This window comes from Burkholderia sp. HI2714, from assembly GCF_002223085.1.
Lineage (GTDB): Bacteria > Pseudomonadota > Gammaproteobacteria > Burkholderiales > Burkholderiaceae > Burkholderia > Burkholderia lata_D.
This window is the reverse complement of the sequence record NZ_NKFM01000024.1, coordinates 160,006-179,551: the sequence shown is the minus strand read 5'-3', so window position 1 is coordinate 179,551 and position 19,546 is coordinate 160,006. Positions and strand designations below refer to the sequence as shown.

Here is a 19,546-nt window from a genome sequence, read left to right as displayed (position 1 = left end):
TCCCGCGCAGCCGGGTCGGCCTGCGGGGTCTCCTTGTAGTGTCGTGAAGCTAAACTACATTTCACGAACTTCGTTTTGCTACTTTGGTTACTAATTTAGCAAAAATACAATTTTGTGGCGATGGAAATCGTTGTTTGACTAACACGTGTCGCCAAATTGCCATGCAACACGGTGGGCAACAGGGGTGCCAAGGGTTTGCAATTAACGGAAAACCCTTGTCCTGCAAGGGAGACACGAATTTTGCAAACAGGGGTCAAGGATTGCCACTATTGACGCTGCGAGGGCGCGGGCGTAGGCGTCGGAGACGAAAAATTGGTAAGTATTTCGTAATGAATGGGCGGCTGCCGGATAGAGGCGGCGGGTGCCTGAAACGCTTGTCCGGCAACGCCCGGCGCGATGTACCGACCTGTGTCGGTCAGGCATTGGCGGGCCTTGCGTCGAGCAACTGTGCGCGAATCCAGCGATGCGCATCGGTGCGCGCATGCTTCGCGTGCGAGTAGACCTTCACGGTGTAGCGCGGGATCTCGAACGGCGCCGGAAAGAGGCGGATCGGCGCCGCGTGCCGCAACGCCTGCGCGGCGCGGTTCGGCACCGTCATCAGCAGCGCGGATTCCGCGATCACGAACGGCGCGGCCAGCACGGTCGGCAACTGCACGGCGACTTGCCGCGCGAGGCCGAGCCGGTCGAGCACATGGTCGACGACACCGCGCGACTCGTTCCACGGCGTGACGACCACGTGGCGTGCCGCGAGGTACTGGTCGAGCGTCAGGCGCCGGCGAATCTCCGGATGCGCGGCGCTCGCGATCACGACGTAGTCGTCGGAGAACCAGTCGAAGTCCTCGATGCCCGGCGCGTCGGCGGCCGATTCCTCGTGGTAGCCGAGCGCGAAATCGATGCGGCCGGCCGCGAGTTCGTCGACGGAGATCTTCCGGTCGGAATGCACGACGCGGATCCGTAGTTGCGGCGCGACATGCTGGATGCGGGCGAGAAACGCCGGCAGCACGGCGAATGCCGTGTAGTCGGTCGCCGCGAACACGAACGTGCGGTCGCTTTGTGCGGGATCGAAGCGGCGTGCGCGGGCGAGCCCCTTCGACATCGTGTCGAGCGCGTCGCCGGCCCACGTGGCGATGTCGTCGGCGCGCACGGTCGACTGCATCTCGTTGCCGAGGCGCACGAACAGCGCGTCGCCGATCGCGTCGCGCAGCCGCGCGAGCGCGTGGCTCAACGCGGACGGACTCAACGCGAGCTCGTGCGCGGCCGCGGCGACGGACCGGTGGCGGTACAGCGCATCGAACACGAGGAGCAGGTTCAGGTCGAGGCGGCGCAGATCGGGATGCATCATGTTCAGGTCCGGATGAAGAAACTGCACTTCCTGCAGGGGCTGCATGAACGTAGCATGACGCTCTGATGGGTGCCAGCGCGGCTGCGCGGCGCCGTTTCCCGTTTCACCCGGGCCGGAGGAGGGCTCAACCCGTGCAAATCGACATCCGTTCCGCCACCGTCGCCGACGTGCCGCAGATCCTGCGTTTCATTACCGAACTGGCCATCTACGAGAAGGCGGAACACGAAGTGATCGCGACGCCCGCGTCGCTCGAGCGCAGCCTGTTCGGCGACGGATCGCCGGCGCGCGCGCTGATGTGCGAGGTCGACGGCGAGCCGGCCGGCTTCGCCGTGTATTTTTTCTCGTATTCGACGTGGCTTGCCCGGCAGGGGCTGTATCTCGAGGATCTGTACGTATCGCCGCGTTTTCGCGGCGCGGGCGCCGGGCTGCGGCTCTTGAAGGCGCTCGCGCGGATCGCGGTCGAGTCGGGCTGCGGGCGTTTCGAGTGGAGCGTGCTCGACTGGAACGAGCCGGCGATCCGCTTCTACGAGAGCGTCGGCGCGGCGCCGCAGAGCGAATGGGTGCGCTACCGGCTCGCGGGCGACGAACTGCGCGCGTTCGCCGACGCCGCGCCGGTCGGCGCCGCATAACGCCGCGTCAATGCAAAACGGGCGCCGCGCGGCGAACCGCGGGGCGCCCGCTCACGCGTCGCGACGCGTGGCGTGCAGCGTGCGATGTTACTTGAGGCTGCCCGACAGGAACCCGCGCAGGCGTTCGCTCTTCGGGTTGGCGAACACCTCGGACGGCACGCCTTCCTCCTCGACGCGGCCCTGGTGCAGGAACATCACGTGGTTCGACACGTTGCGCGCAAAGCCCATCTCGTGCGTGACGACGATCATCGTGCGGCCTTCCTCGGCGAGCTTCTGCATCACCTTCAGTACTTCGCCCACCAGCTCCGGGTCGAGCGCCGACGTCGGCTCGTCGAACAGCATCACGTCCGGATGCATCGCCAGCGCGCGGGCAATCGCCACGCGCTGCTGCTGGCCGCCCGACAGGTGCGACGGATACTGCTTCTCGACGCGCGGCGCGAGGCCGACTTTCTCGAGATACTCGCGTGCGCGCTCCTCGGCCTCCTTCTTCGGGATGCCGAGCACGTTCACGGGCGCTTCCATCACGTTCTCGATCACGTTCATGTGCGACCAGAGATTGAAGTGCTGGAACACCATCGACAGCTTGGTGCGCACGCGCTGCAGCTGCTTCGAATCGGCCGCGCGCAGCGCGCCCGTCTTGTCGAGCGCGGTGCGCACTTCCTCGCCGTCGACGAAGATGCGGCCCGCGTTCGGCTGCTCGAGGAAGTTGATGCAGCGGAGCATCGTGCTCTTGCCGGAGCCGGACGAGCCGATCACGCTGATCACGTCGCCCGAGTTCGCCTTCAGCGACACGCCCTTGAGCACCTCGTTGTCGCCGTACCGCTTGTGGAGATCGTCGACGAAAAGCTTCTGGGTCTGGGAGTTCATTCGATAGTCCTGCGAAAACTTACTTGCCTTGCGGGCGCAGATACGCGAGCCAGCGGCGCTCGGCCTGGCGGAACAGCCAGACGAGCGTGAACGAGATCACGAGATAGAGCAGGGCGGCGATGCCGAACGCATGGAACGACATGTAGGTCGCCGAGTTGACGTCACGGGCGATCTTCAGGATGTCCGGCACGGTCGCGGTGAAGGCGACGGTGGTCGCGTGCAGCATCAGGATCACTTCGTTGCTGTACAGCGGCAGCGCGCGGCGCAGCGCCGACGGCAGGATCACGCGACGATACATCGTGAACGTCGACATCCCGTACGCCCGCGCGGCTTCGATCTCGCCGTACGAGGTCGCCTTGATCGCGCCCGCGAAGATCTCGGTGGTGTACGCGCAGGTGTTCAGCGTGAACGCGAGCAGCGTGCAGTGCATCCCGTCGCGAAAGAACGCGTCGAGCATCGGCGTGCCGCGCACGGCCTGCAGGCTGTAGAGGCCCGTGTAGCAGAGCAGCAGCTGCACGTAGAGCGGCGTGCCGCGGAACACGTACGTGTAGAGCCACACGGCGCTCGACAGCCACTTCTTCTTCGATACGCGTGCGACCGCGAGCGGTATCGACAGGCAGAAGCCGAGGCCGATCGACACGACCAGCAGCCACAGCGTGATAGCGACACCGGTGATGCGATAGCCGTCGGTGTAGAGATAGTTGCGCCAGTATTCTTGGATGAGTTCGATCATAGGTCAGCCTTGCGGACGCCGGTCGAGTAGCGCTTTTCGAGCCACATCAGCACGAAGTTCGAGATCGTCGTGATCGCGAGGTAGACGGCACCCGCGATCAGCGTGAAGAAGAAGAACCGCAGCGTGCCCTTGCCGGCATCCTGCGACGCCTTCACGACGTCGGCGAGGCCGATGATCGACACGAGCGCGGTCGACTTCACGAGCACCTGCCAGTTGTTGCCGATGCCCGGCAGCGCGAAGCGCATCATCTGCGGGAACATGATCCGCGTGAACACCTGCCAGTTCGTCATCCCGTACGCGCTGCCGGCCTCGAGCTGGCCGCGCGGGACCGACAGGAACGCGCCGCGGAACGTCTCGGTGAAGTACGCGCCGTAGATGAAGCCGAGCACGAGCACGCCGGCGAGGAACGGGTCGATGTCGATCTGGTCCCAGCCGAGCGCGTCGGTCGCCATGTTCAGCCAGATCTGCAGGCTGTAGAACAGCAGCAACATCAGCACGAGGTCGGGCACGCCGCGGATCAGCGTCGTGTAGACGGTGCCGACGCCGTTCGTGAAGCGGTTGCGCGACAGTTTCGCGCCCGCGCCGAGCAGGCCCAGCAGGAACGACAGCGCAAGCGAAAGCACCGCCAGTTTGACGGTTTGCCAGGTGCCAGCGAGGATCAGCGGGCCGTAACCTTGTAGAAACATTGAGTGGTCCCTGGTGTGGTCCCTTAGGGCGCACGCGGTGCGCCGCGAAAGACGCGTTCCGCCCAAGCTGCGCGGAACGCCCCGTGCGTATCATGACCGTCCGCCCCGGCATCGGTGCCGGGCCCGCCCGTCGCGCGAACGACGGGCAAGGGGGCGGGCGGCGCGTGGTTGATTGCCTGTACTGCCCGGATCCGAGGCCGCCCCCGCATCCGTCGTCTCTTCTTTTCGTTGCTCAGCGGGCCGAAGCCGAATAGACGCTGAACGCGAAATACTTGTGCGACAGCCGGTCGTACGTGCCGTCCTTGTGCATGTCGGCCAGCGCCTTGTTGATCTTGAGCTTCAGGTCCGTATCTTCCTTGCGCAGGCCGATCGCGGTGCCGTCGCCGATCGTCTTCGGATCCTTCACTTCCGGCCCGGCAAACGCGAAACCCTTGCCGCGCGGCGTGCGCAGGAAGCCGTAGTCGGCCTGCAGCTCGTCCTGCAGCGTCGCGTCGAGACGGCCCGAGCCGAGATCGGCATAGACCTGGTCCTGGTTCTGGTAAGGAATGATCGTCACGCCCTGCGGTTCCCAGTACGCCTTCGCGTAGGTTTCCTGCGTCGAGCCCTGCTCGACGCCTACGCGCTTGCCCTTCAGCGACGCGATCGTCGGCAGCAGCGGCGAGCCGGTCTTCGCGATCATCCGCGCCGGCGCGTCATATACCTTGTCGGAGAAGTCGATCTGTTCGCGGCGCTTGTCCGTGACGGTCAGCGACGACACGATGACGTCGTACTTCTTCGCCTTCAGCGCCGGGATGATCCCGTCGAGATCCTGCGCCACCCACACGCATTTCACGTTGATTCGCTTGCAGATTTCCTTGGTGAAATCGACGTCGAAACCGACGATCTCGCCGCTCGGCGCGGTCGACTCGAACGGCGGGTAGCTGGCGTCGACGCCGATCCGCACGGTCTTCCACTCCTTCGCGAAGGCGCTGCCCGCCATGAGGGCGAGGGCGGCGCACAGGGCGGCCTTCTTCATTTCCATCCTTCTGTTGCTGACTTTCCGGGAGCGCTCGCGGCCGGTCGGACCGGGCGCCGCGGCGTATTCTAGACGGCCAAAAATCGCCGAACGGCGCTCTGGCAATGGCGGCCGCCGGAACGGCGAACGCCAAAAGGCCGGTATTTTACCCGAACGCGATACCCGGAAACCGGCAATCCGGGCCGACCGATCGATTCTTCGACGCATTGATCCCGCTGTTGCGATAATCGTCGCATTCGCAATGACCATTGCGTCGATTGCATCCGCGGGTGCAACGATGCGGTGCGCAAGCGGCGGATTGTGGCGCGATTGGCACACTCATACAGTGATGGCATGGCAGAACCACGCATCTCACGGAGTGTCCGTCCCATGTTCCAGATCCGCCGCGCCGCCGATCGCGACCTGCGCAGCCATGGCTGGCACGAATTCCGTCACAGCTTTCCTCGGGCGTCCGGCCGGAACGGGCCGCCGGCGTTCGGCGCGTTGCGCGAACTGAACGAGGAATGCATCGCGCCGACCCGCGGCTACGGGATGCGGCCGTACCGCGACGCGGAAATCGTCACCTACGTGCTCGACGGCGCGCTCGCGCATCGCGACAGCCTCGGCAACGGGGCGATCGTCCGTGCGGGCGGCGTGCAGCGCATGAGCGCCGGCACCGGCGTGATGCTGAGCGAAACCAACGCGTCGCGTGACGAGCCGCTGCGCCTGCTGCGGATCTGGCTCGCGCCGGCCGGGGCAGGCGGCCGGCCCGGCTACGTGCAGACGCGCTTTGCCGATGACGAGAAACGCGGCCGGCTGCGGATAGTGGCGGCGCCGGACGGTGGCGACGGTGCGCTGCCGATCGGTGCGGACGCGCGCATCTTCGCGGGGCTGATCGACGGCGACGAGGCGGCGGCGTTCGACGTGCCGGCCGGGCGTCGCGCGTACGTGCACGTGGTGCGCGGCGACCTCGAGGTGAACGGCTGTGCGCTGGCCGCGGGCGACGGCGTGCGGATCGGCGGCGTGGACGCGGTGGCGTTCGCGCGCGGCCAGGCGGCCGAGGTGCTGCTGTTCGACGTCGCCTGACATGCAAAAAGGGGACGCGGGCCGGTGCCCGCGTCCCCTTCGATGCCGCTCCGCGGAGCGGCCCGCCGGCTTACTGCGCCGGCGCCGACGCGGCCTTGGCCGCGCGATGCTGCTCCCAGCGCTCCTTCATCTTCTCGTGGCGCTGTTCCATCTTCGCGAACTGCTGCTTGAGCGCCGTGCTGACCATCGTCTTCTGCTGGTCGTTCAGCCCGTTGTAGAACGTGAGCCACGCGGCGGACGTCTGCTCGCGCAGTTGCGCGTTCTGCGCCTCGGCCTGCTGGCGTGCCGAGTGCATTGCGCTCAGGTCGAGGATCGGCTGGTTCTGCTGCGCCTTGAACTGGTCGCGCATCTGCTCGTGGCTCTTGCGCATCGCGTCACGGTTCTGCTTCATCGTGTTGACGGCCGCCTGCCATTGCTGTTCCTGCGACGCGTTGAGCTTCAGCTGGTCGTGCAGTTTCATGATCGCGCCGAACGGGCCGCCTTCGTGCCCGCCGTGCATCTGGTGGGCGCCGGGGCCGCCCGGAGGCGGCATGTCGTCGGGCTGCGCGGCATGCGCGGTGCCGAATGCGAGAGCGAGCACGGTGGCGGCCGCGATGGCCACGCGGGAAGTCTTCTTATACATTTCAGAAACTCCTTGTATCCAAAGGGTCCGGCGATGCGGTACCGGGAAAACCGGGTACCGCATCCGGTAAGACGCAGGTTAGCGATGCAGGCTGCGGCCGGTGTTACGTGGGGCGGTGGCCGGGTTACCGCGCATTACAGTTCCCTTGCGCGGTAACCCGCAGTAACCCTTTCGTCCCTTTGTTTCGTTCTTCGACTCCTCCCTCGCGCGGTAAACTTCGAACCATGACTACCCAGATCCTCATCGTCGACGACGACCAAGAACTCCGAGACCTGCTGCGCGACTACCTCGTGCGCCAGGGGATGGAAGTGTCCGTGCTGCACGACGCGGCGACGCTCGAGAAGCGCCTCGAGCGCGAGCGGCCCGACCTGATCGTGCTGGACCTGATGATGCCGGGCGTCGACGGCCTGACCGCGCTGCGCCAGTTGCGCGCGGCCGGCGACGACATCCCCGTGATCATGCTGACCGCGCGTGCGGACGACGTCGACCGCATCGTCGGGCTCGAGCTCGGCGCGGACGACTACCTCGGCAAGCCGTTCAACCCGCGCGAGCTGCTCGCGCGCGTGCAGGCCGTACTGCGCCGCCGCCGCGCGACGCCGTCGGCCGCGGCGCCCGAACAGCGCGAGCCGTTCGCGTTCGGCCGCTTCGTGCTCGACTTCCAGGCGCGCACGCTGTCGGTCGACGGCAAGCCGGCCACGCTGTCGAGCAGTGAATTCGCGCTGCTGAAGATCTTCGTGAACCATGCGCTGCGCACGCTCACGCGCGAGCGGCTGCTCGAGCTGCTGCACGGGCCCGAGTACGACGGCACCGACCGCGGCATCGACGTCCAGGTGTGGCGCCTGCGCCGCATCCTCGAAACGGATCCGTCGACGCCGCGCTTCATCCAGACGGTTCGCGGGCGCGGCTACGTGTTCGTGCCCGACGGCGAGGCCCATGCGCAAACCCATTGATTCACTGTTCGGGCGGCTGGCGCTGCTCGTCGTCGGTGTCCTGCTCCTGTCGCACTTCGCGTGGTTCTTCGCGATGCGGCTCGAGCGCAACCAGATGCAGACGCGTTATGCGGTCGAGGAGGCCGCGTTCCTCGTCGACGCGGTGCGCCAGCACGTCGCGCGCACGCCCGACCAGCCGCTGCCGTCGCGCGTGCGGCTCGTGTCGCCGGACAGCGCCGACGTGCCGAAGGGCGGCGATGCAGGGCTGCCGCCGCCGCTGAAGCGGTTCCGCGACGACGTGAGCGACCGCATGCCGCCCGGCACGCAGGTCGAGATCGGCACGCCCGGCCATCCGCCCGTGCTGTGGGTGAAGGAGCCGGCCGACCGCAACTGGATCGTGGTGCCCGTGCAGCCGCTGCGGCCGCCGCGCTCGCTCGACCGGATGCTGCTGTGGCTCGGCACGATCTTCTCGGCCGGCGTGATCGCCGCGCTGTTCGCGGCCTGGCAACTGCAGCAGCCGCTGCGCTCGCTCGCGCGCGCGGTCGCGCGCTTCGGTCGCGGCCAGCCGGTGCCGCCGCTGCGTGAGCGCGGCCCGCGCGAGCTGCGCCAGCTCACGCATGGCTTCAACCAGATGGTGGAACAGGTGTCGCAGGCCGAGAGCGACCGCGCGGTGATGCTCGCGGGCGTGGCGCACGACCTGCGCACGCCGCTTGCGCGGATGCGGCTGCGGGCGGAAATGATGGACGACGCCCGGCTGCGTGACGGCGTCGTGCGCGACGTCGATTCGATGTCGCACATCGTCGATCAATTCCTGGTGTTTGCGCACGGCGGGTCCGATCGCAGCGAGCCGGTGCCGGTCGATCAGGCGTGCGAGCGGATCGCGCGCAGCTATCGCGCGGTCGCGCCGAACGCGCCGACGGTCCAGACCCGGCTCGACGCCGATCCGGGCTTCCGGCTGCCGACGGCGACGCTCGACCGGATCCTGTCGAACCTGCTGGACAACGCGCATGCGTACGGTGCGCCGCCCGTGCTCATCGAGACGGCGCGCACGCCGACCGGCTACGTGCTGTCGGTCAGCGACAGCGGCGGCGGGATCGCACCGCGCGACCTCGCGGCGGCCACGCGGCCGTTCGTGCGGCTCGACCCCGCGCGAGGCGGCAACGGCCACAGCGGGCTCGGGCTCGCGATCGTCGAGCGGCTCGTACTCAGGCTGGGCGGGGCGTGCGACATCGGCAACCGCCCCGAAGGCGGCCTGCGCGTCGCGATGACGTTCCCGTTCGAGGTCGTGCCGAAGGACGAACCCCACGCACAAGCCGCATGAGCGGCTGCGGCGCCGGCCCGTCCGGGCTGGCGCCGCGTGCCGTCATTCGCCGAACAGCGTGCCGAGCGTCTCGGCCGCGTTGCTGTCGATGGTGTTGTAGGTCACGGTGGTGGCCTCGAAGATGTAGACGGTCGTGTACCGGCCGAGGCGCTCCAGGATTTCCTCCTGCAGCGATTCAGGCACGACGTTCATGTTCAGGTACCACGCCGTCGACGACAGCCGCGTCTGGAACGACCCGTACTCCTGCATCAGTTCGTAGAACGCGTCGGCATCCTGATCGCGGCAGACGATCACCAAGTTTCCTGCCATTCCCTTTCCTCCCGCTCGTCGATCGATCCCCGGGGCCTGTTGACATCGGGCACGCGCATGCGTTGCCATCGGACCGTCCGTAACAGATCCCGAGGGCCAGCCCTGATCATACCCGCTTAGTCGTATCCGGCTGGTGACGCGCGACATGGTTTGTCGCGTACGTGCGGCTGGCGGGTTCCCGGGCGAGCCGGATCACGGCATAATTCGGGCCTGCATGCCGGCCGAAAGACTGCGGCCGGGGCTGCTCGACCCGCGCACCCGCCATCCGCCCACGCGCCAGGCATGATCCGTGCGCCGCCTGCGCCGTTCCCGGACGGTTGTACCTGAAATACAGGTTGGTGTAGTGTCGTGCCGTCGCGGCCGACTCGTCCGGGCTCGGCAGCGCGTGCATGCACGGCGCACCGCGCTCGCGCGCGATCGTCAGTCAATCGAATTACCGCACCCGTGCGCTTTGCCATGAATCAACATCGACTGCCGGCTTCGTTCGGCCTTACCGGGGAGGGCGCCTGATGGACGTCGGATTCTTCAATCCGAACCGGACCGCCAACGCGTCCGCGTGGCGCGTCCTGCCGAACCGGTGGGATTTCATCGCGTTTCCGCTGATCATCTGCCTGCTCGCGATGGCGATCGTCGGTTTCCACGAAACGATGGCGCCGATCGGTACCCTGCAGACGCAGAAGATCTCGCTCGACCCGTCGAACCTGCCCGAATACGCGTTGCGCACCACGCTGCGGATGCTCGCCGCGATGGTCGCGTCGCTTGCGTTCACGCTGATCTACGGCACGCTCGCCGCGAAAAGCCGGCGTGCCGGCATGGTGCTGATCCCGATCCTCGACATCCTGCAGTCGGTGCCGGTGCTCGGCTTCATCTCGTTTACGGTCACGTTCTTCCTCGCGCTGTTCCCGAGCCGCGTGCTCGGCGCCGAGCTCGCGGCGATCTTCGCGATCTTCACGAGCCAGGCGTGGAACATGACGTTCAGCTTCTACCAGTCGCTGCGTACGGTGCCGCGCGACCTGGACGAAGTGTCGCGGGGTTTCCACCTGACGTCGTGGCAGCGCTTCTGGAAGCTCGAAGTGCCGTTCTCGATGCCGGGCCTGATCTGGAACATGATGATGTCGATGTCGGGCGGCTGGTTCTTCGTCGTCGCGTCGGAGGCGATCACCGTCGGCAACCAGACCATCACGCTGCCGGGCGTCGGCGCGTATCTCGCGCAGGCGATCTCGGACAAGAATCTCGGTGCGATCGGCTGGGTGATCCTCACGATGACGGTCGTGATCGTCGCGTACGACCAACTGCTGTTCCGCCCGCTGATCGCGTGGGCCGACAAGTTCCGGATGGAGAACACCGCGTCGGGCGATGCGCCGCAATCGTGGCTGCTCGACCTCGTGCGCCGCACGCGCCTGATTCATCAGCTGCTCGTGCCGGCCGGCTGGTTCTTCGCGAAGGCCGCGCGGATTCCGCTGCGGCTGCCGCTGTCGGGTGCGATGCGCTTCTCGCTGCCGAAAGTCGAGAAGAAGGCGTCACGCACGGTCGACATCGCGTGGGCGACCCTCGTGCTGCTCGGCACGGCCTATATCGTGTGGCGCGTCATCAGCTTCGTGTCGACCGGCGTGACGATGGCCGAGGTCGGCCACGTGCTGGTGCTGGGGCTCATCACGCTGCTGCGCGTGGTCGTGCTGATCTCCATCGCGTCAGTGATCTGGGTACCGATCGGCGTGTGGGTCGGGCTGCGCCCGAAGCTCGCCGAAAAGCTGCAGCCGCTCGCGCAGTTCCTCGCGGCGTTCCCGGCGAACCTGCTGTTCCCGGTGTTCGTGATCGTGATCGCGCGCTTCCACCTGAACGCCGATATCTGGCTGTCGCCGCTGATCGTGCTCGGCACCCAGTGGTATATCCTGTTCAACGTGATCGCCGGCGCAACGTCCTACCCGAACGACTATCGCGAAGCGGCGACGAACTTCCGCATCCGTGGCTGGCAGTGGTGGCGGCAGGCGATCCTGCCCGGCATCTTCCCGTACTACGTGACCGGCGCGATCACCGCATCGGGCGGCGCGTGGAACGCGAGCATCGTGTCGGAAGCCGTCCAGTGGGGCAATACCAAGATCGAGGCGCACGGCCTCGGTGCCTATATCGCGCAGACCACCGCCGCCGGCGATTTTCCGAAGATCATCCTGGGCATCGCCGTGATGTCCCTGTTCGTTACCCTGTTCAACCGCCTGTTGTGGCGTCCGCTGTATGCCTTCGCCGAAGCGAAGCTGCGGCTCGACTGAGACCGATTGAGAGCGAAACGCGATGCACAATCCGAATGCTGTAAACGCCCCCGTCCAGACGAACCAGCCGCCGCGCCTTGGTGAGGAAATCCTGCGCGTCGATCACGTCTGTCGCGGCTTCAACAAGACGCAGGGCGAATTGCTCGTGCTCGACGATGCGAACCTGTCGCTGCGCGAAGGCGAGATCGTCGGGCTGCTCGGCCGTTCCGGCTCCGGCAAGTCGACGCTGCTGCGCATCATCGCCGGGCTGATCGAGCCGACCGGCGGCGAAGTGACCTACCTCGGCCAGCCGCTGCGCGGGCCGGCCGAAGGCGTCGCGATGGTGTTCCAGACCTTCGCGCTGTTCCCGTGGCTCACCGTGCTGCAGAACGTGGAAGCCGGCCTCGAGGCGCTCGGCGTCGGCGCACGCGAGCGGCGCGAGCGTGCGCTGGCCGCGATCGACCTGATCGGTCTCGACGGCTTCGAGAACGCGTACCCGCGCGAATTGTCGGGCGGCATGCGCCAGCGCGTGGGTTTTGCGCGCGCGCTCGTCGTCGATCCGACGATCCTGCTGATGGACGAACCGTTCTCCGCGCTCGACGTGCTGACGGCCGAGACGCTGCGTACCGACCTGCTCGATCTGTGGACGCAGGGCCGGATGCCGATCAAGTCGGTGCTGATCGTCACGCACAACATCGAGGAAGCGGTGTTCATGTGCGATCGGATCCTCGTGCTGTCGTCGAACCCGGGCCGCGTGATCGCCGAGATCAAGGTGCCGTTCAAGCATCCGCGCAACCGGCTCGACCCGGCGTTCCGCAAGCTCGTCGACGACATCTACGCGAAGATGACGGCCCGCCAGACCGGCGAGGCGACGAAGAAGGGGCTGGAGCTCGGCAGCTGGCTGCCGCAGGTGTCGACCAACCTGATGGCCGGCCTGATCGAGACGCTCGCGATGGCGCCGTACCACGGCCGCGCGGACATGCCGGAAATCGCGCGTACGCTGCATCTGGAAGTCGACGATCTGTTCCCGATCGCCGAAGTGCTGCAGTACCTCGGCTTCGCGGACGTGCGGGAAGGGGACGTGTTCCTGACGCCGCCGGGGCGCGTGTTCGCGGAATTCGGCACGCAGGAGCGCAAGCTGATGTTCGCGGATCACCTGCTGAAGCACGTGCCGCTCGCCGCACGGATCAAGAAGGTGCTGAACGAGCGCCCGGGCCATCGTGCGCCGCGTGTGCGCTTCGAGCAGGAACTGGAGGATTTCCTGTCGGACGGCGCGGCCGAGGAAACGCTCGACGCGGTGATCGACTGGGGCCGTTACGGCGAGATCTTCTCGTACAACGACCAGACCGAGATCTTCAGTCTCGAGGACGTCGAGTCCTGATCGACGTGCCGGGCCGTGCGGCCCGGCATGCGTGTGCGCCGCGCATCATGCGCAGCGTATCGCACGGTTACTGCAGGTTCCCCCACCGGTCGACCGCCGGTTCCGCCGACGCCCACTTCCAGTGCGCGCCTTGCTGGCACGCATTCGCGAAATACCAGTCGGCCTTGTCGCCATCCTTCACCGAGAACGCGAATTCCTTGCAGATCGCGAGCGCCGACGCGTACGCGCGCGTGACGCGCACTTCGCCTTCGCCGTTTTCGAGCGGCAGCGTGTTCTTCACCTTCCACGGCTTCACTTCGCCGACGGCCAGGCTGCCGGCCGTCTTCGCGATCGCGTCCTGCTGGTTCTGATGGAGCTGCTTCATCGTGCGGTTGACGGCTTCGTCGGTCGCGGCCTGCACGGCAATCCCGACGCCGACGCCGACCGCCGGGTTCGCGGTGACGAGGCCCGTCGCCGCGCCGGCGAGGGCGCCGCTCGCCGCGCCGACCGATCCGCAGCCCGACAGCGTGGCCATCGCCGCGCACAGCGCGCCGATGGCCGCGATACGGAGTGCGACGCTCATTGCAGCGCGCCCCAGCGTTCGGTCGCCGGTTCGGCCGATGCCCATTTCCACACGGGGCCGTCGCGGCAGATCGTGGCGACGTAGAAGGCCGATTGCGCGGCTTTGTCGGGTTTCGCGGGCGTATCGACCGCGAACACGATTTCCTTGCAGTCGAGCGGACCGATGCTGATCATCCGGCTGACCGTCACACGCCCCTGCTCGTCGTCCTCGATCGGGAACGAGTGGTGCGTCGACCACGGCGCAACGCCGCCCACATCGAGCGGGCCCGCAGCCTTCGCGATCTGTTCCTGGGTGTAACGGTGTGCGACCCGCTGCGAGTACTGCACACCCGCCCGCGCACCGGCGACGGCGCCGAGGCCGATGCCCGTCGCGACGGCGGCGTTGTTGGTGACCTTGGAGGCGATCGCGGCGCCCGCGATACCGGCGCCGGCTGTCGCGCCCTCGCTGTACAGCGAGTTGCAGCCGGACAGCAGTGCGGCCGTGGCGATCGCGGCCAGCACGACGCGCGCCGGCATGGCCCGGCGCGTCGATTCGAAACGAATGTTCATCCCTGAGTGCAAGTCCTGTCTGGGTGAGCGGCGTCGCATGCACGCCGTCATGCCGCGTCATTGTTTCGCAATTGTCATAGGAAAACTGCAAAGCTTTGACAAATCGCCGGACGGCAGGCCGCGCGCGTGCGCGCGTGGCCATTGTCGAACAGATGAATCGAGAGGGGTCGAAACGTTACAAATTGAAGGCAATTGTTACCTCGGCATGCAAGGAAGCGACCTAGACTTTTGAGTTATGGAATGTTTCTACGACGGCCTCGGGCCGCGACCCACATGAGACACCCAGCCATGCGCCGTTCAAAACGGCTTTCGCCCCGGCCGCCCGAAGCCGGGACCGGCCATCCGGAGACGGACCGTCCGCGTGCGCCGACCGACGCGCCGCCGGCACCGCCCGCCGGCGCGCCCGGCGAGACGCCGGCCGACGGCGATCACAACCAGGGTGGCGCGCGTCCGGAAGGGCTCGACTATCAGCGGGATCTCGGCCAGGAGCAGGATGCCTGATGCCGTTGCCGCCGTATTCCGCCGCTGTCATTCACACCTGCATTGCTCACATCTGAATCGCCGCACGGCCGCCTTCGGGCCGCCGTGTCCGCCTTGGCGCGCGCCGCGCGCCAGCCAATCGAATCGAGGAGGGGAAGCCGCATGAGCAGATTGATCGTGGTATCGAACCGTGTCGCCGCCGGTGAGGACACGCGCCCGAGCGCGGGTGGCCTGACGGTCGGCGTGATGGACGCGCTGAAGGAAACGGGCGGCGTCTGGTTCGGCTGGAACGGCGAGATCGTCGACGCACCCGACACCGCGCCCGCGATCCAGCGGGACGGCAACGTCACCTACGCGACGGTCGGGCTGACCCGGCGCGACTACGACCAGTACTACCGCGGTTTCTCGAATGCGACGCTGTGGCCGGTTTTCCATTACCGCGGCGATCTCGCGCGCTTCGACCGCCAGGAGTACGCGGGCTATCTGCGCGTGAACGCGATGCTCGCGAAGCAGCTCGCCGCATTGCTGCGCCCCGACGACCTGATCTGGGTGCACGACTATCACCTGTTGCCGTTCGCGCATTACCTGCGCGAACTCGGCGTGAAGAACCCGATCGGCTTCTTCCTGCACATTCCGTTTCCGTCGCCCGACATGCTGCGTCTCGTGCCGCCGCACGAGGAACTCGTGAAGTTCATGTGCGCGTACGACGTCGCGGGCTTCCAGACCGAGGCTGACAAGCAGGCGTTTACCGACTACATCGAGCGGCGCGGGATCGGCGCGGCGAGCGACGACGGGATGCTGCACGCGCATGGCCGCGTCGTGAAGGTCGCCGCCTATCCGATCGGCGTGCATCCCGACGCGATCGCGCAGGCGGCTGTCCAGTACGGCACGCGCAAGCCGGTGAAGAGGCTGCGCGAGGCGCTCGACGGCCGCAAGCTGGTGATGAGCGTCGACCGCCTCGATTATTCGAAGGGGCTCGTCGAGCGCTTCCAGTCGTTCGAGCGGATGCTCGCGAACGCGCCGGGCTGGCAGGGGCGCGTGTCGCTCCTGCAGATCGCGCCGCCGACGCGTTCCGACGTGAAGACCTATCAGGACATCCGCGAAACGCTCGAGGGCGAGGCCGGCCGCATCAACGGCCGCTTCTCGCAGCTCGACTGGACACCGATCCAGTACCTGAACCGCAAGTACGAGCGCAACCTGCTGATGGCGTTCTTCCGGATGTCGCAGGTGGGCTATGTGACGCCGCTGCGCGACGGGATGAATCTCGTCGCGAAGGAGTACGTTGCGTCGCAGGATCCGGCCGATCCGGGCGTGCTCGTGCTGTCGGAGTTCGCGGGCGCGGCGGCCGAACTGACGGGCGCGCTCCTCGTCAATCCGTACGACCTGTCGCAGATGGCCGAGGCGCTCGAGCGCGCGCTGTCGATGCCGCTCGCGGAGCGGCAGGCGCGCCACGAGGAGAACCTCGCGCGGCTGCGCGCGAACGACCTGTCGGTCTGGCGCGATACGTTCGTTGCCGACTTGCGCAGTGTCGCGGCGGCCGCGTCGGTCACGCGGCGCGCGGGCCGGCGGGTTGCGCATGCATGAGGTGGTGCAGGGGCCTGGCACTGAGGATCACGCCACCGAAGAAGCCATCCGTCGCTTCTTCGTCGTGACCGGTGGCCCCGGTTCGGGCAAGAGCACGTTGCTCGACGCGCTCGAGCACGCCGGTTTCGCGCGCTCGCAGGAAGCCGGTCGCGGCGTGATCCGCGACCAGGTGGCGATCGACGGTCACGCGTTGCCGTGGCGTGACCCGGCGGCGTTCGCCGAGCTGATGCTGAGCTGGGAGATGCGCTCGTACGATCTCGCGCGCCACGCGCGCGGGCCCGTGTTCTTCGATCGAGGCGTGCCGGACGTGGTCGGCTATCTACGGCTGACAGGGCTCGCGGTGCCCGCGCATGCGGAAGCCGCGGCCCGCCGTTTCCGTTACCACCGGCGCGTGTTCATCGCGCCGCCGTGGCCGGACATCTATGCGCAGGACACCGAACGCAGGCAGGACTTCGCGGAAGCCGTGCGCACCTACGACGCGATGGTCGATTGCTACACGTCATATGGCTACCGGCTGATCGAATTGCCGCGTGAGAGCGTGAAGACGCGCGTGCGCTTCGTGCTGGACGCGCTCGACGCGGCATGACGCTCGGCCACGCAGGCGGTGCGCGGTGGCGTCAGGTCGCCGTGTCCGGCCGTGGCGACGTGATGCGCAGCATGCTGACGACCGCGGCCACCGCCGCGAATGCCGCGGCGACATAGAGCGCAATCGTCGGCCCGCGATCGGGCGCAAGCCCGAAAATCAATGCGACGAGCGCGGCGCCGAGTGTCTGCCCGGTCAGCCGCGCGGTGCTCAGCATGCCGCCCGCGCCGCCGCTGCGTTCGCGCGGCGCCGACGACAGCATCGCGCGGTTGTTCGGCGACTGGAACAACCCGAAGCCCGCACCGCACAGCGCCATCCGCCACACGATGTCGACGGTGCCCGGGTGCGCGCCGATCGTCGCGAGCGACAGCAGCCCGGCCGCGAACAGCGCGAGCCCGATTCCGCCGAGGATGCCGGCCGAATAGCGATCCGACAGCACGCCCGCGAGCGGCGCGGCGAACATGATCACGAGCGGCCACGGCGTCATGTACAGGCCCGTCTCGACCTGCGAGAAGCCGAGCGAATTCTGCAGCCAGAACGGCAGCGCGACGAACGCGAGCATCTGCGACGTGAACGACGCCGTCGACGTATAGACCGACAGCGCGAACATCGGGATGCGCATCAGGTCGACCGGCAGCAGCGGCGCCGGTTGCGACAGCTGGCGCTTCACGAAGAAGTAGCCGACGACGAATGCAACGGCCAGCTCGGCCGCGACGTACGCATGGCCTTCGCCGTGGCCGAGCCCGTCCACGGCCGTGATCAGCAGCCCGAACACGCACGCGTTCATCAGCGCGCTCGCGAAATCGTACGGCGCGTCGTGCAGCGGGTTGGCCGGCAGCGCGCGCAGGCTGCCGAATACCGCGGCAATGCCGATCGGCACGTTGACCGCGAACAGCCACGGCCACGAGGCGAACGACAGGATCGCGGACGCGACCGTCGGCCCGATCGCCGACGACAGCGCCACCACCATCGCGTTGATCGACAGCCCGCGCCCGAGCATCGACGACGGGTAGATCATCCGCACGAGCGCGGCGTTGACGCTCATGATGCCGGCCGCGCCGAAGCCCTGGATCACGCGCATCACGGCCAGCATCGGCAGCGAGCCGGCGAGCGCGCAGCCGAGCGACGCCGCGGTGAATAGCGCGAGCCCCGCGATGTAGATGCGGCGATAGCCGATGCGCTCGCCGAGCGACGCGAGCGGCAGCAGCGTGATCGTGACCGCGAGCTGGTACGCGTTGACGATCCAGATCGAGGCGGCGTCGGATGCGTGCAGGTCGCGCGCGATCGTCGGCAGCGCGACGTTCGCGATGGCGCCGTCGAGCACGGCGAGCGTGATGCCCAGTGCGACGCAGACGATCGCCCAGTAGCGTTGCGGAAGGGGCAGGCCGGTATCGGCGTTCATGGCGGGAGCAAAGGCGTGGTTGTCCGCGCGCCCGGTTGCCGGTTGCGTGCGCAACCATGCGCAAGGGGGGAGGCGGCGATGAGCGGCCCGGCCGGTGCAACTGCACCGGAGCGGGGCCGGTCGAGTGTATCACCAGGCCGCATCGCGCGACGCCGGCGCTCAGCCTTCGAAGTCGAGGCCGCCGAGCCGCACGAGCGGGTCGGCCTGTGTGCGCGACAGGAGATCGATGTCGCGCGCGCTCTGCCATGCACCCAGCTTTTTCGGTAGCGCGGCGAGGTAGTGCTCGAAGCGTTGCGGGCCGTCCGGCTCCATCAGCCGCTCGATTTCGTCGGTGTCCCAGGTCAGCTCGAGGTTCAGCGGATGATCGAAGCCGCTGACGTGCTCGTGCGGCGCGCTGCGGATCTGCACGCGCGTCGGGTGCCCGTGGCCGCCATACGGGACGACGTCGGTCAGCACGTGTTCGGCGAAGAAGGCGGCGATTGCCTGTGCGATGCGCGGGGCGAATTCCGTATCGAAACGGCGGGCGGTTTCGGGCTGCATGACGGCGTCTCCTGTATGTCGAAAATCGTAGCACGGCGACGGCGCATTTCGATCGACGTGATACCGGTAATCGCGCGTTACCACTTGCTGCATCTATTACGGCCGCGAGCCGCCACAATGCATCGCATCCAGTACCACTTCGCGTGGGAGTCCATCATGAAAAAAATTGCCGCAGTGTGTGTCCTCGCCGGTTCGCTTGCCGTGGCAGGCCCGGCGTCCGCGCATGGCCGCGACGGCGGCGCCGTCATCGGCGCGTTGATCGGCGGCGCGGTGCTCGGCGCGATCGTGACGTCCGCGATGAATCCGCCCGTCGCGTATCAGGCGCCCGCGTACCAGGCACCGGCCTATCAGCCGCCGACGTACTACCAGGCGCCCGCGTACCAGCAGCCTGCGTATCCGACCTACCAGCAGGCGCAGTACCAGGACGACGGCCCGAGCTATTGCTACGACCGTTACCAGCGCGCGTATGTGTGCGGCGCGCCCGTGTCGGGCGGCTACGCGCGGCCGGCAGGCTGGTAAGCGGGGCGGCCGCGCGACGTGTGATCGGTCCGCGCCGGACGGCCGGCACCGCCGACGTTCACTTCGCCGCAGTGGACGACAAAAGGCCCTCGCTTGATGCGAGGGCCTTGGTCTTTTGCGCGGCCGTCCGTTCGTTTGCGTGACGGGTCGGCCGTCGGCGGGCCGTGCTCGGATACAAACGGT

Annotated in this window: 21 protein-coding genes; 10 read left to right on the top strand and 11 right to left on the bottom strand. The window is 67.3% G+C overall.

From position 1 onward, the window contains the following. Positions 1-415 precede the first annotated feature (415 nt). Entirely contained in the window at positions 416-1,387 is a 972-nt protein-coding gene (locus CFB82_RS13625; protein WP_256990357.1) for a LysR family transcriptional regulator, read from the bottom strand. Between the two features lie 86 nt (positions 1,388-1,473). Here CFB82_RS13625 and CFB82_RS13620 point away from each other — a divergent pair, with 86 nt between their 5' ends. Next, positions 1,474-1,971: a GNAT family N-acetyltransferase gene (locus CFB82_RS13620; protein WP_089484397.1), complete on the top strand. Its 498-nt coding sequence runs from the start codon at positions 1,474-1,476 to the stop codon at positions 1,969-1,971. An 87-nt stretch (positions 1,972-2,058) separates the two neighbouring features. On the opposite strand, the gene CFB82_RS13615 is transcribed toward CFB82_RS13620, so the two are convergent. The 4 genes from CFB82_RS13615 to CFB82_RS13600 all read right to left on the bottom strand — a co-directional run bounded on the left by CFB82_RS13615 (position 2,059) and on the right by CFB82_RS13600 (position 5,272). Beyond that, positions 2,059-2,838 (bottom strand): ABC transporter ATP-binding protein, encoded by a 780-nt coding sequence (locus CFB82_RS13615; RefSeq protein WP_039368539.1) that lies wholly within the window; start codon positions 2,836-2,838, stop codon positions 2,059-2,061. A 19-nt stretch (positions 2,839-2,857) separates the two neighbouring features. Further along, on the bottom strand, positions 2,858-3,571 hold the full coding sequence (locus CFB82_RS13610; protein WP_059233487.1) for an ABC transporter permease: 714 nt from the start codon (positions 3,569-3,571) through the stop codon (positions 2,858-2,860). After that, positions 3,568-4,257, bottom strand: a complete 690-nt coding sequence (locus CFB82_RS13605) for an ABC transporter permease (protein ID WP_021158491.1) — start codon at positions 4,255-4,257, stop codon at positions 3,568-3,570. The genes CFB82_RS13610 and CFB82_RS13605 overlap by 4 nt, the downstream gene beginning before the upstream one ends. Before the next feature lie 232 nt (positions 4,258-4,489). After that, positions 4,490-5,272: an ABC transporter substrate-binding protein gene (locus CFB82_RS13600; protein ID WP_143750906.1), complete on the bottom strand. Its 783-nt coding sequence runs from the start codon at positions 5,270-5,272 to the stop codon at positions 4,490-4,492. Positions 5,273-5,641: 369 nt separating this feature from the next. Here CFB82_RS13600 and CFB82_RS13595 point away from each other — a divergent pair, with 369 nt between their 5' ends. Beyond that, the gene (locus CFB82_RS13595) at positions 5,642-6,337 is read left to right on the top strand and encodes a pirin family protein (RefSeq protein WP_089484395.1); all 696 of its coding nucleotides are present in this window, start codon (positions 5,642-5,644) and stop codon (positions 6,335-6,337) included. Between the two features lie 70 nt (positions 6,338-6,407). Here the strand turns inward: CFB82_RS13595 and CFB82_RS13590 are convergent, their stop codons facing one another. Then, entirely contained in the window at positions 6,408-6,959 is a 552-nt protein-coding gene (locus CFB82_RS13590; RefSeq protein ID WP_069248580.1) for a periplasmic heavy metal sensor, read from the bottom strand. 224 nt (positions 6,960-7,183) lie between these two features. On the opposite strand from CFB82_RS13590, the gene CFB82_RS13585 reads away from it, so the two are divergent. Next, a complete protein-coding gene (locus CFB82_RS13585; RefSeq protein WP_009693256.1) occupies positions 7,184-7,909 on the top strand; it encodes a response regulator in 726 nt (241 codons plus the stop codon). Next, the gene (locus tag CFB82_RS13580; protein WP_089446192.1) at positions 7,893-9,209 is read left to right on the top strand and encodes an ATP-binding protein; all 1,317 of its coding nucleotides are present in this window, start codon (positions 7,893-7,895) and stop codon (positions 9,207-9,209) included. The genes CFB82_RS13585 and CFB82_RS13580 overlap by 17 nt, the downstream gene beginning before the upstream one ends. Before the next feature lie 42 nt (positions 9,210-9,251). Here CFB82_RS13580 and CFB82_RS13575 read toward each other — a convergent pair whose 3' ends face one another. After that, a complete protein-coding gene (locus CFB82_RS13575) occupies positions 9,252-9,518 on the bottom strand; it encodes a double-stranded DNA-specific endonuclease (protein ID WP_011545926.1) in 267 nt (88 codons plus the stop codon). A gap of 509 nt (positions 9,519-10,027) precedes the next feature. Between CFB82_RS13575 and CFB82_RS13570 the strand changes: the two genes are divergently transcribed. Together CFB82_RS13570 and CFB82_RS13565 are read left to right on the top strand one after the other, a co-directional pair. After that, a complete protein-coding gene (locus CFB82_RS13570) occupies positions 10,028-11,785 on the top strand; it encodes an ABC transporter permease (RefSeq protein ID WP_069248578.1) in 1,758 nt (585 codons plus the stop codon). A gap of 22 nt (positions 11,786-11,807) precedes the next feature. Next, positions 11,808-13,145 carry an ABC transporter ATP-binding protein gene (locus tag CFB82_RS13565; protein ID WP_011352844.1) on the top strand — a complete coding sequence of 446 codons (1,338 nt, stop codon included), beginning with the start codon at positions 11,808-11,810 and terminating at the stop codon, positions 13,143-13,145. 67 nt (positions 13,146-13,212) lie between these two features. Here the strand turns inward: CFB82_RS13565 and CFB82_RS13560 are convergent, their stop codons facing one another. Together CFB82_RS13560 and CFB82_RS13555 are read right to left on the bottom strand one after the other, a co-directional pair. Further along, positions 13,213-13,707, bottom strand: a complete 495-nt coding sequence (locus tag CFB82_RS13560; protein ID WP_069248577.1) for a hypothetical protein — start codon at positions 13,705-13,707, stop codon at positions 13,213-13,215. Continuing rightward, positions 13,704-14,255 carry a hypothetical protein gene (locus CFB82_RS13555; protein ID WP_069248576.1) on the bottom strand — a complete coding sequence of 184 codons (552 nt, stop codon included), beginning with the start codon at positions 14,253-14,255 and terminating at the stop codon, positions 13,704-13,706. Before CFB82_RS13555 ends, CFB82_RS13560 begins: the two co-directional genes overlap by 4 nt. 288 nt (positions 14,256-14,543) lie before the next feature. Between CFB82_RS13555 and CFB82_RS13550 the strand changes: the two genes are divergently transcribed. The 3 genes from CFB82_RS13550 to CFB82_RS13540 all read left to right on the top strand — a co-directional run bounded on the left by CFB82_RS13550 (position 14,544) and on the right by CFB82_RS13540 (position 16,905). Continuing rightward, complete coding sequence (locus tag CFB82_RS13550) at positions 14,544-14,756, top strand: hypothetical protein (protein ID WP_089484394.1); 213 nt, start codon at positions 14,544-14,546, stop codon at positions 14,754-14,756. Positions 14,757-14,897: 141 nt separating this feature from the next. Further along, positions 14,898-16,319 (top strand): alpha,alpha-trehalose-phosphate synthase (UDP-forming), encoded by a 1,422-nt coding sequence (otsA, locus tag CFB82_RS13545; RefSeq protein ID WP_089484393.1) that lies wholly within the window; start codon positions 14,898-14,900, stop codon positions 16,317-16,319. Beyond that, positions 16,312-16,905, top strand: coding sequence for an AAA family ATPase (locus CFB82_RS13540; protein WP_089484392.1), 594 nt, complete (start codon positions 16,312-16,314; stop codon positions 16,903-16,905). The genes otsA and CFB82_RS13540 overlap by 8 nt, the downstream gene beginning before the upstream one ends. 31 nt (positions 16,906-16,936) lie before the next feature. On the opposite strand, the gene CFB82_RS13535 is transcribed toward CFB82_RS13540, so the two are convergent. Both CFB82_RS13535 and CFB82_RS13530 read right to left on the bottom strand, forming a co-directional pair. Then, positions 16,937-18,304: an MFS transporter gene (locus CFB82_RS13535; protein ID WP_089484391.1), complete on the bottom strand. Its 1,368-nt coding sequence runs from the start codon at positions 18,302-18,304 to the stop codon at positions 16,937-16,939. Between the two features lie 159 nt (positions 18,305-18,463). Then, a complete protein-coding gene (locus tag CFB82_RS13530; protein ID WP_039368496.1) occupies positions 18,464-18,844 on the bottom strand; it encodes a DUF5594 family protein in 381 nt (126 codons plus the stop codon). A gap of 117 nt (positions 18,845-18,961) precedes the next feature. Between CFB82_RS13530 and CFB82_RS13525 the strand changes: the two genes are divergently transcribed. Continuing rightward, a complete protein-coding gene (locus CFB82_RS13525; protein WP_089484390.1) occupies positions 18,962-19,363 on the top strand; it encodes a hypothetical protein in 402 nt (133 codons plus the stop codon). The last annotated feature ends 183 nt before the right edge of the window (positions 19,364-19,546 follow it).

Excerpts from the sequence above, each read along its gene's own strand:
- CFB82_RS13625 (WP_256990357.1), bottom strand. The coding sequence starts at position 1,387 with ATGCAGCCCCTGCAGGAAGTGCAGTTTCTTCATCCGGACCTGAACATG.
- CFB82_RS13615 (WP_039368539.1), bottom strand. The coding sequence starts at position 2,838 with ATGAACTCCCAGACCCAGAAGCTTTTCGTCGACGATCTCCACAAGCGG.
- CFB82_RS13610 (WP_059233487.1), bottom strand. The coding sequence starts at position 3,571 with ATGATCGAACTCATCCAAGAATACTGGCGCAACTATCTCTACACCGAC.
- CFB82_RS13605 (WP_021158491.1), bottom strand. The coding sequence starts at position 4,257 with ATGTTTCTACAAGGTTACGGCCCGCTGATCCTCGCTGGCACCTGGCAA.
- CFB82_RS13600 (WP_143750906.1), bottom strand. The coding sequence starts at position 5,272 with ATGAAGAAGGCCGCCCTGTGCGCCGCCCTCGCCCTCATGGCGGGCAGC.
- CFB82_RS13595 (WP_089484395.1), top strand. The coding sequence starts at position 5,642 with ATGTTCCAGATCCGCCGCGCCGCCGATCGCGACCTGCGCAGCCATGGC.
- CFB82_RS13590 (WP_069248580.1), bottom strand. The coding sequence starts at position 6,959 with ATGTATAAGAAGACTTCCCGCGTGGCCATCGCGGCCGCCACCGTGCTC.
- CFB82_RS13585 (WP_009693256.1), top strand. The coding sequence starts at position 7,184 with ATGACTACCCAGATCCTCATCGTCGACGACGACCAAGAACTCCGAGAC.
- CFB82_RS13580 (WP_089446192.1), top strand. The coding sequence starts at position 7,893 with ATGCGCAAACCCATTGATTCACTGTTCGGGCGGCTGGCGCTGCTCGTC.
- CFB82_RS13575 (WP_011545926.1), bottom strand. The coding sequence starts at position 9,518 with ATGGCAGGAAACTTGGTGATCGTCTGCCGCGATCAGGATGCCGACGCG.
- CFB82_RS13570 (WP_069248578.1), top strand. The coding sequence starts at position 10,028 with ATGGACGTCGGATTCTTCAATCCGAACCGGACCGCCAACGCGTCCGCG.
- CFB82_RS13565 (WP_011352844.1), top strand. The coding sequence starts at position 11,808 with ATGCACAATCCGAATGCTGTAAACGCCCCCGTCCAGACGAACCAGCCG.
- CFB82_RS13560 (WP_069248577.1), bottom strand. The coding sequence starts at position 13,707 with ATGAGCGTCGCACTCCGTATCGCGGCCATCGGCGCGCTGTGCGCGGCG.
- CFB82_RS13555 (WP_069248576.1), bottom strand. The coding sequence starts at position 14,255 with ATGAACATTCGTTTCGAATCGACGCGCCGGGCCATGCCGGCGCGCGTC.
- CFB82_RS13550 (WP_089484394.1), top strand. The coding sequence starts at position 14,544 with ATGCGCCGTTCAAAACGGCTTTCGCCCCGGCCGCCCGAAGCCGGGACC.
- otsA (WP_089484393.1), top strand. The coding sequence starts at position 14,898 with ATGAGCAGATTGATCGTGGTATCGAACCGTGTCGCCGCCGGTGAGGAC.
- CFB82_RS13540 (WP_089484392.1), top strand. The coding sequence starts at position 16,312 with ATGCATGAGGTGGTGCAGGGGCCTGGCACTGAGGATCACGCCACCGAA.
- CFB82_RS13535 (WP_089484391.1), bottom strand. The coding sequence starts at position 18,304 with ATGAACGCCGATACCGGCCTGCCCCTTCCGCAACGCTACTGGGCGATC.
- CFB82_RS13530 (WP_039368496.1), bottom strand. The coding sequence starts at position 18,844 with ATGCAGCCCGAAACCGCCCGCCGTTTCGATACGGAATTCGCCCCGCGC.
- CFB82_RS13525 (WP_089484390.1), top strand. The coding sequence starts at position 18,962 with ATGCATCGCATCCAGTACCACTTCGCGTGGGAGTCCATCATGAAAAAA.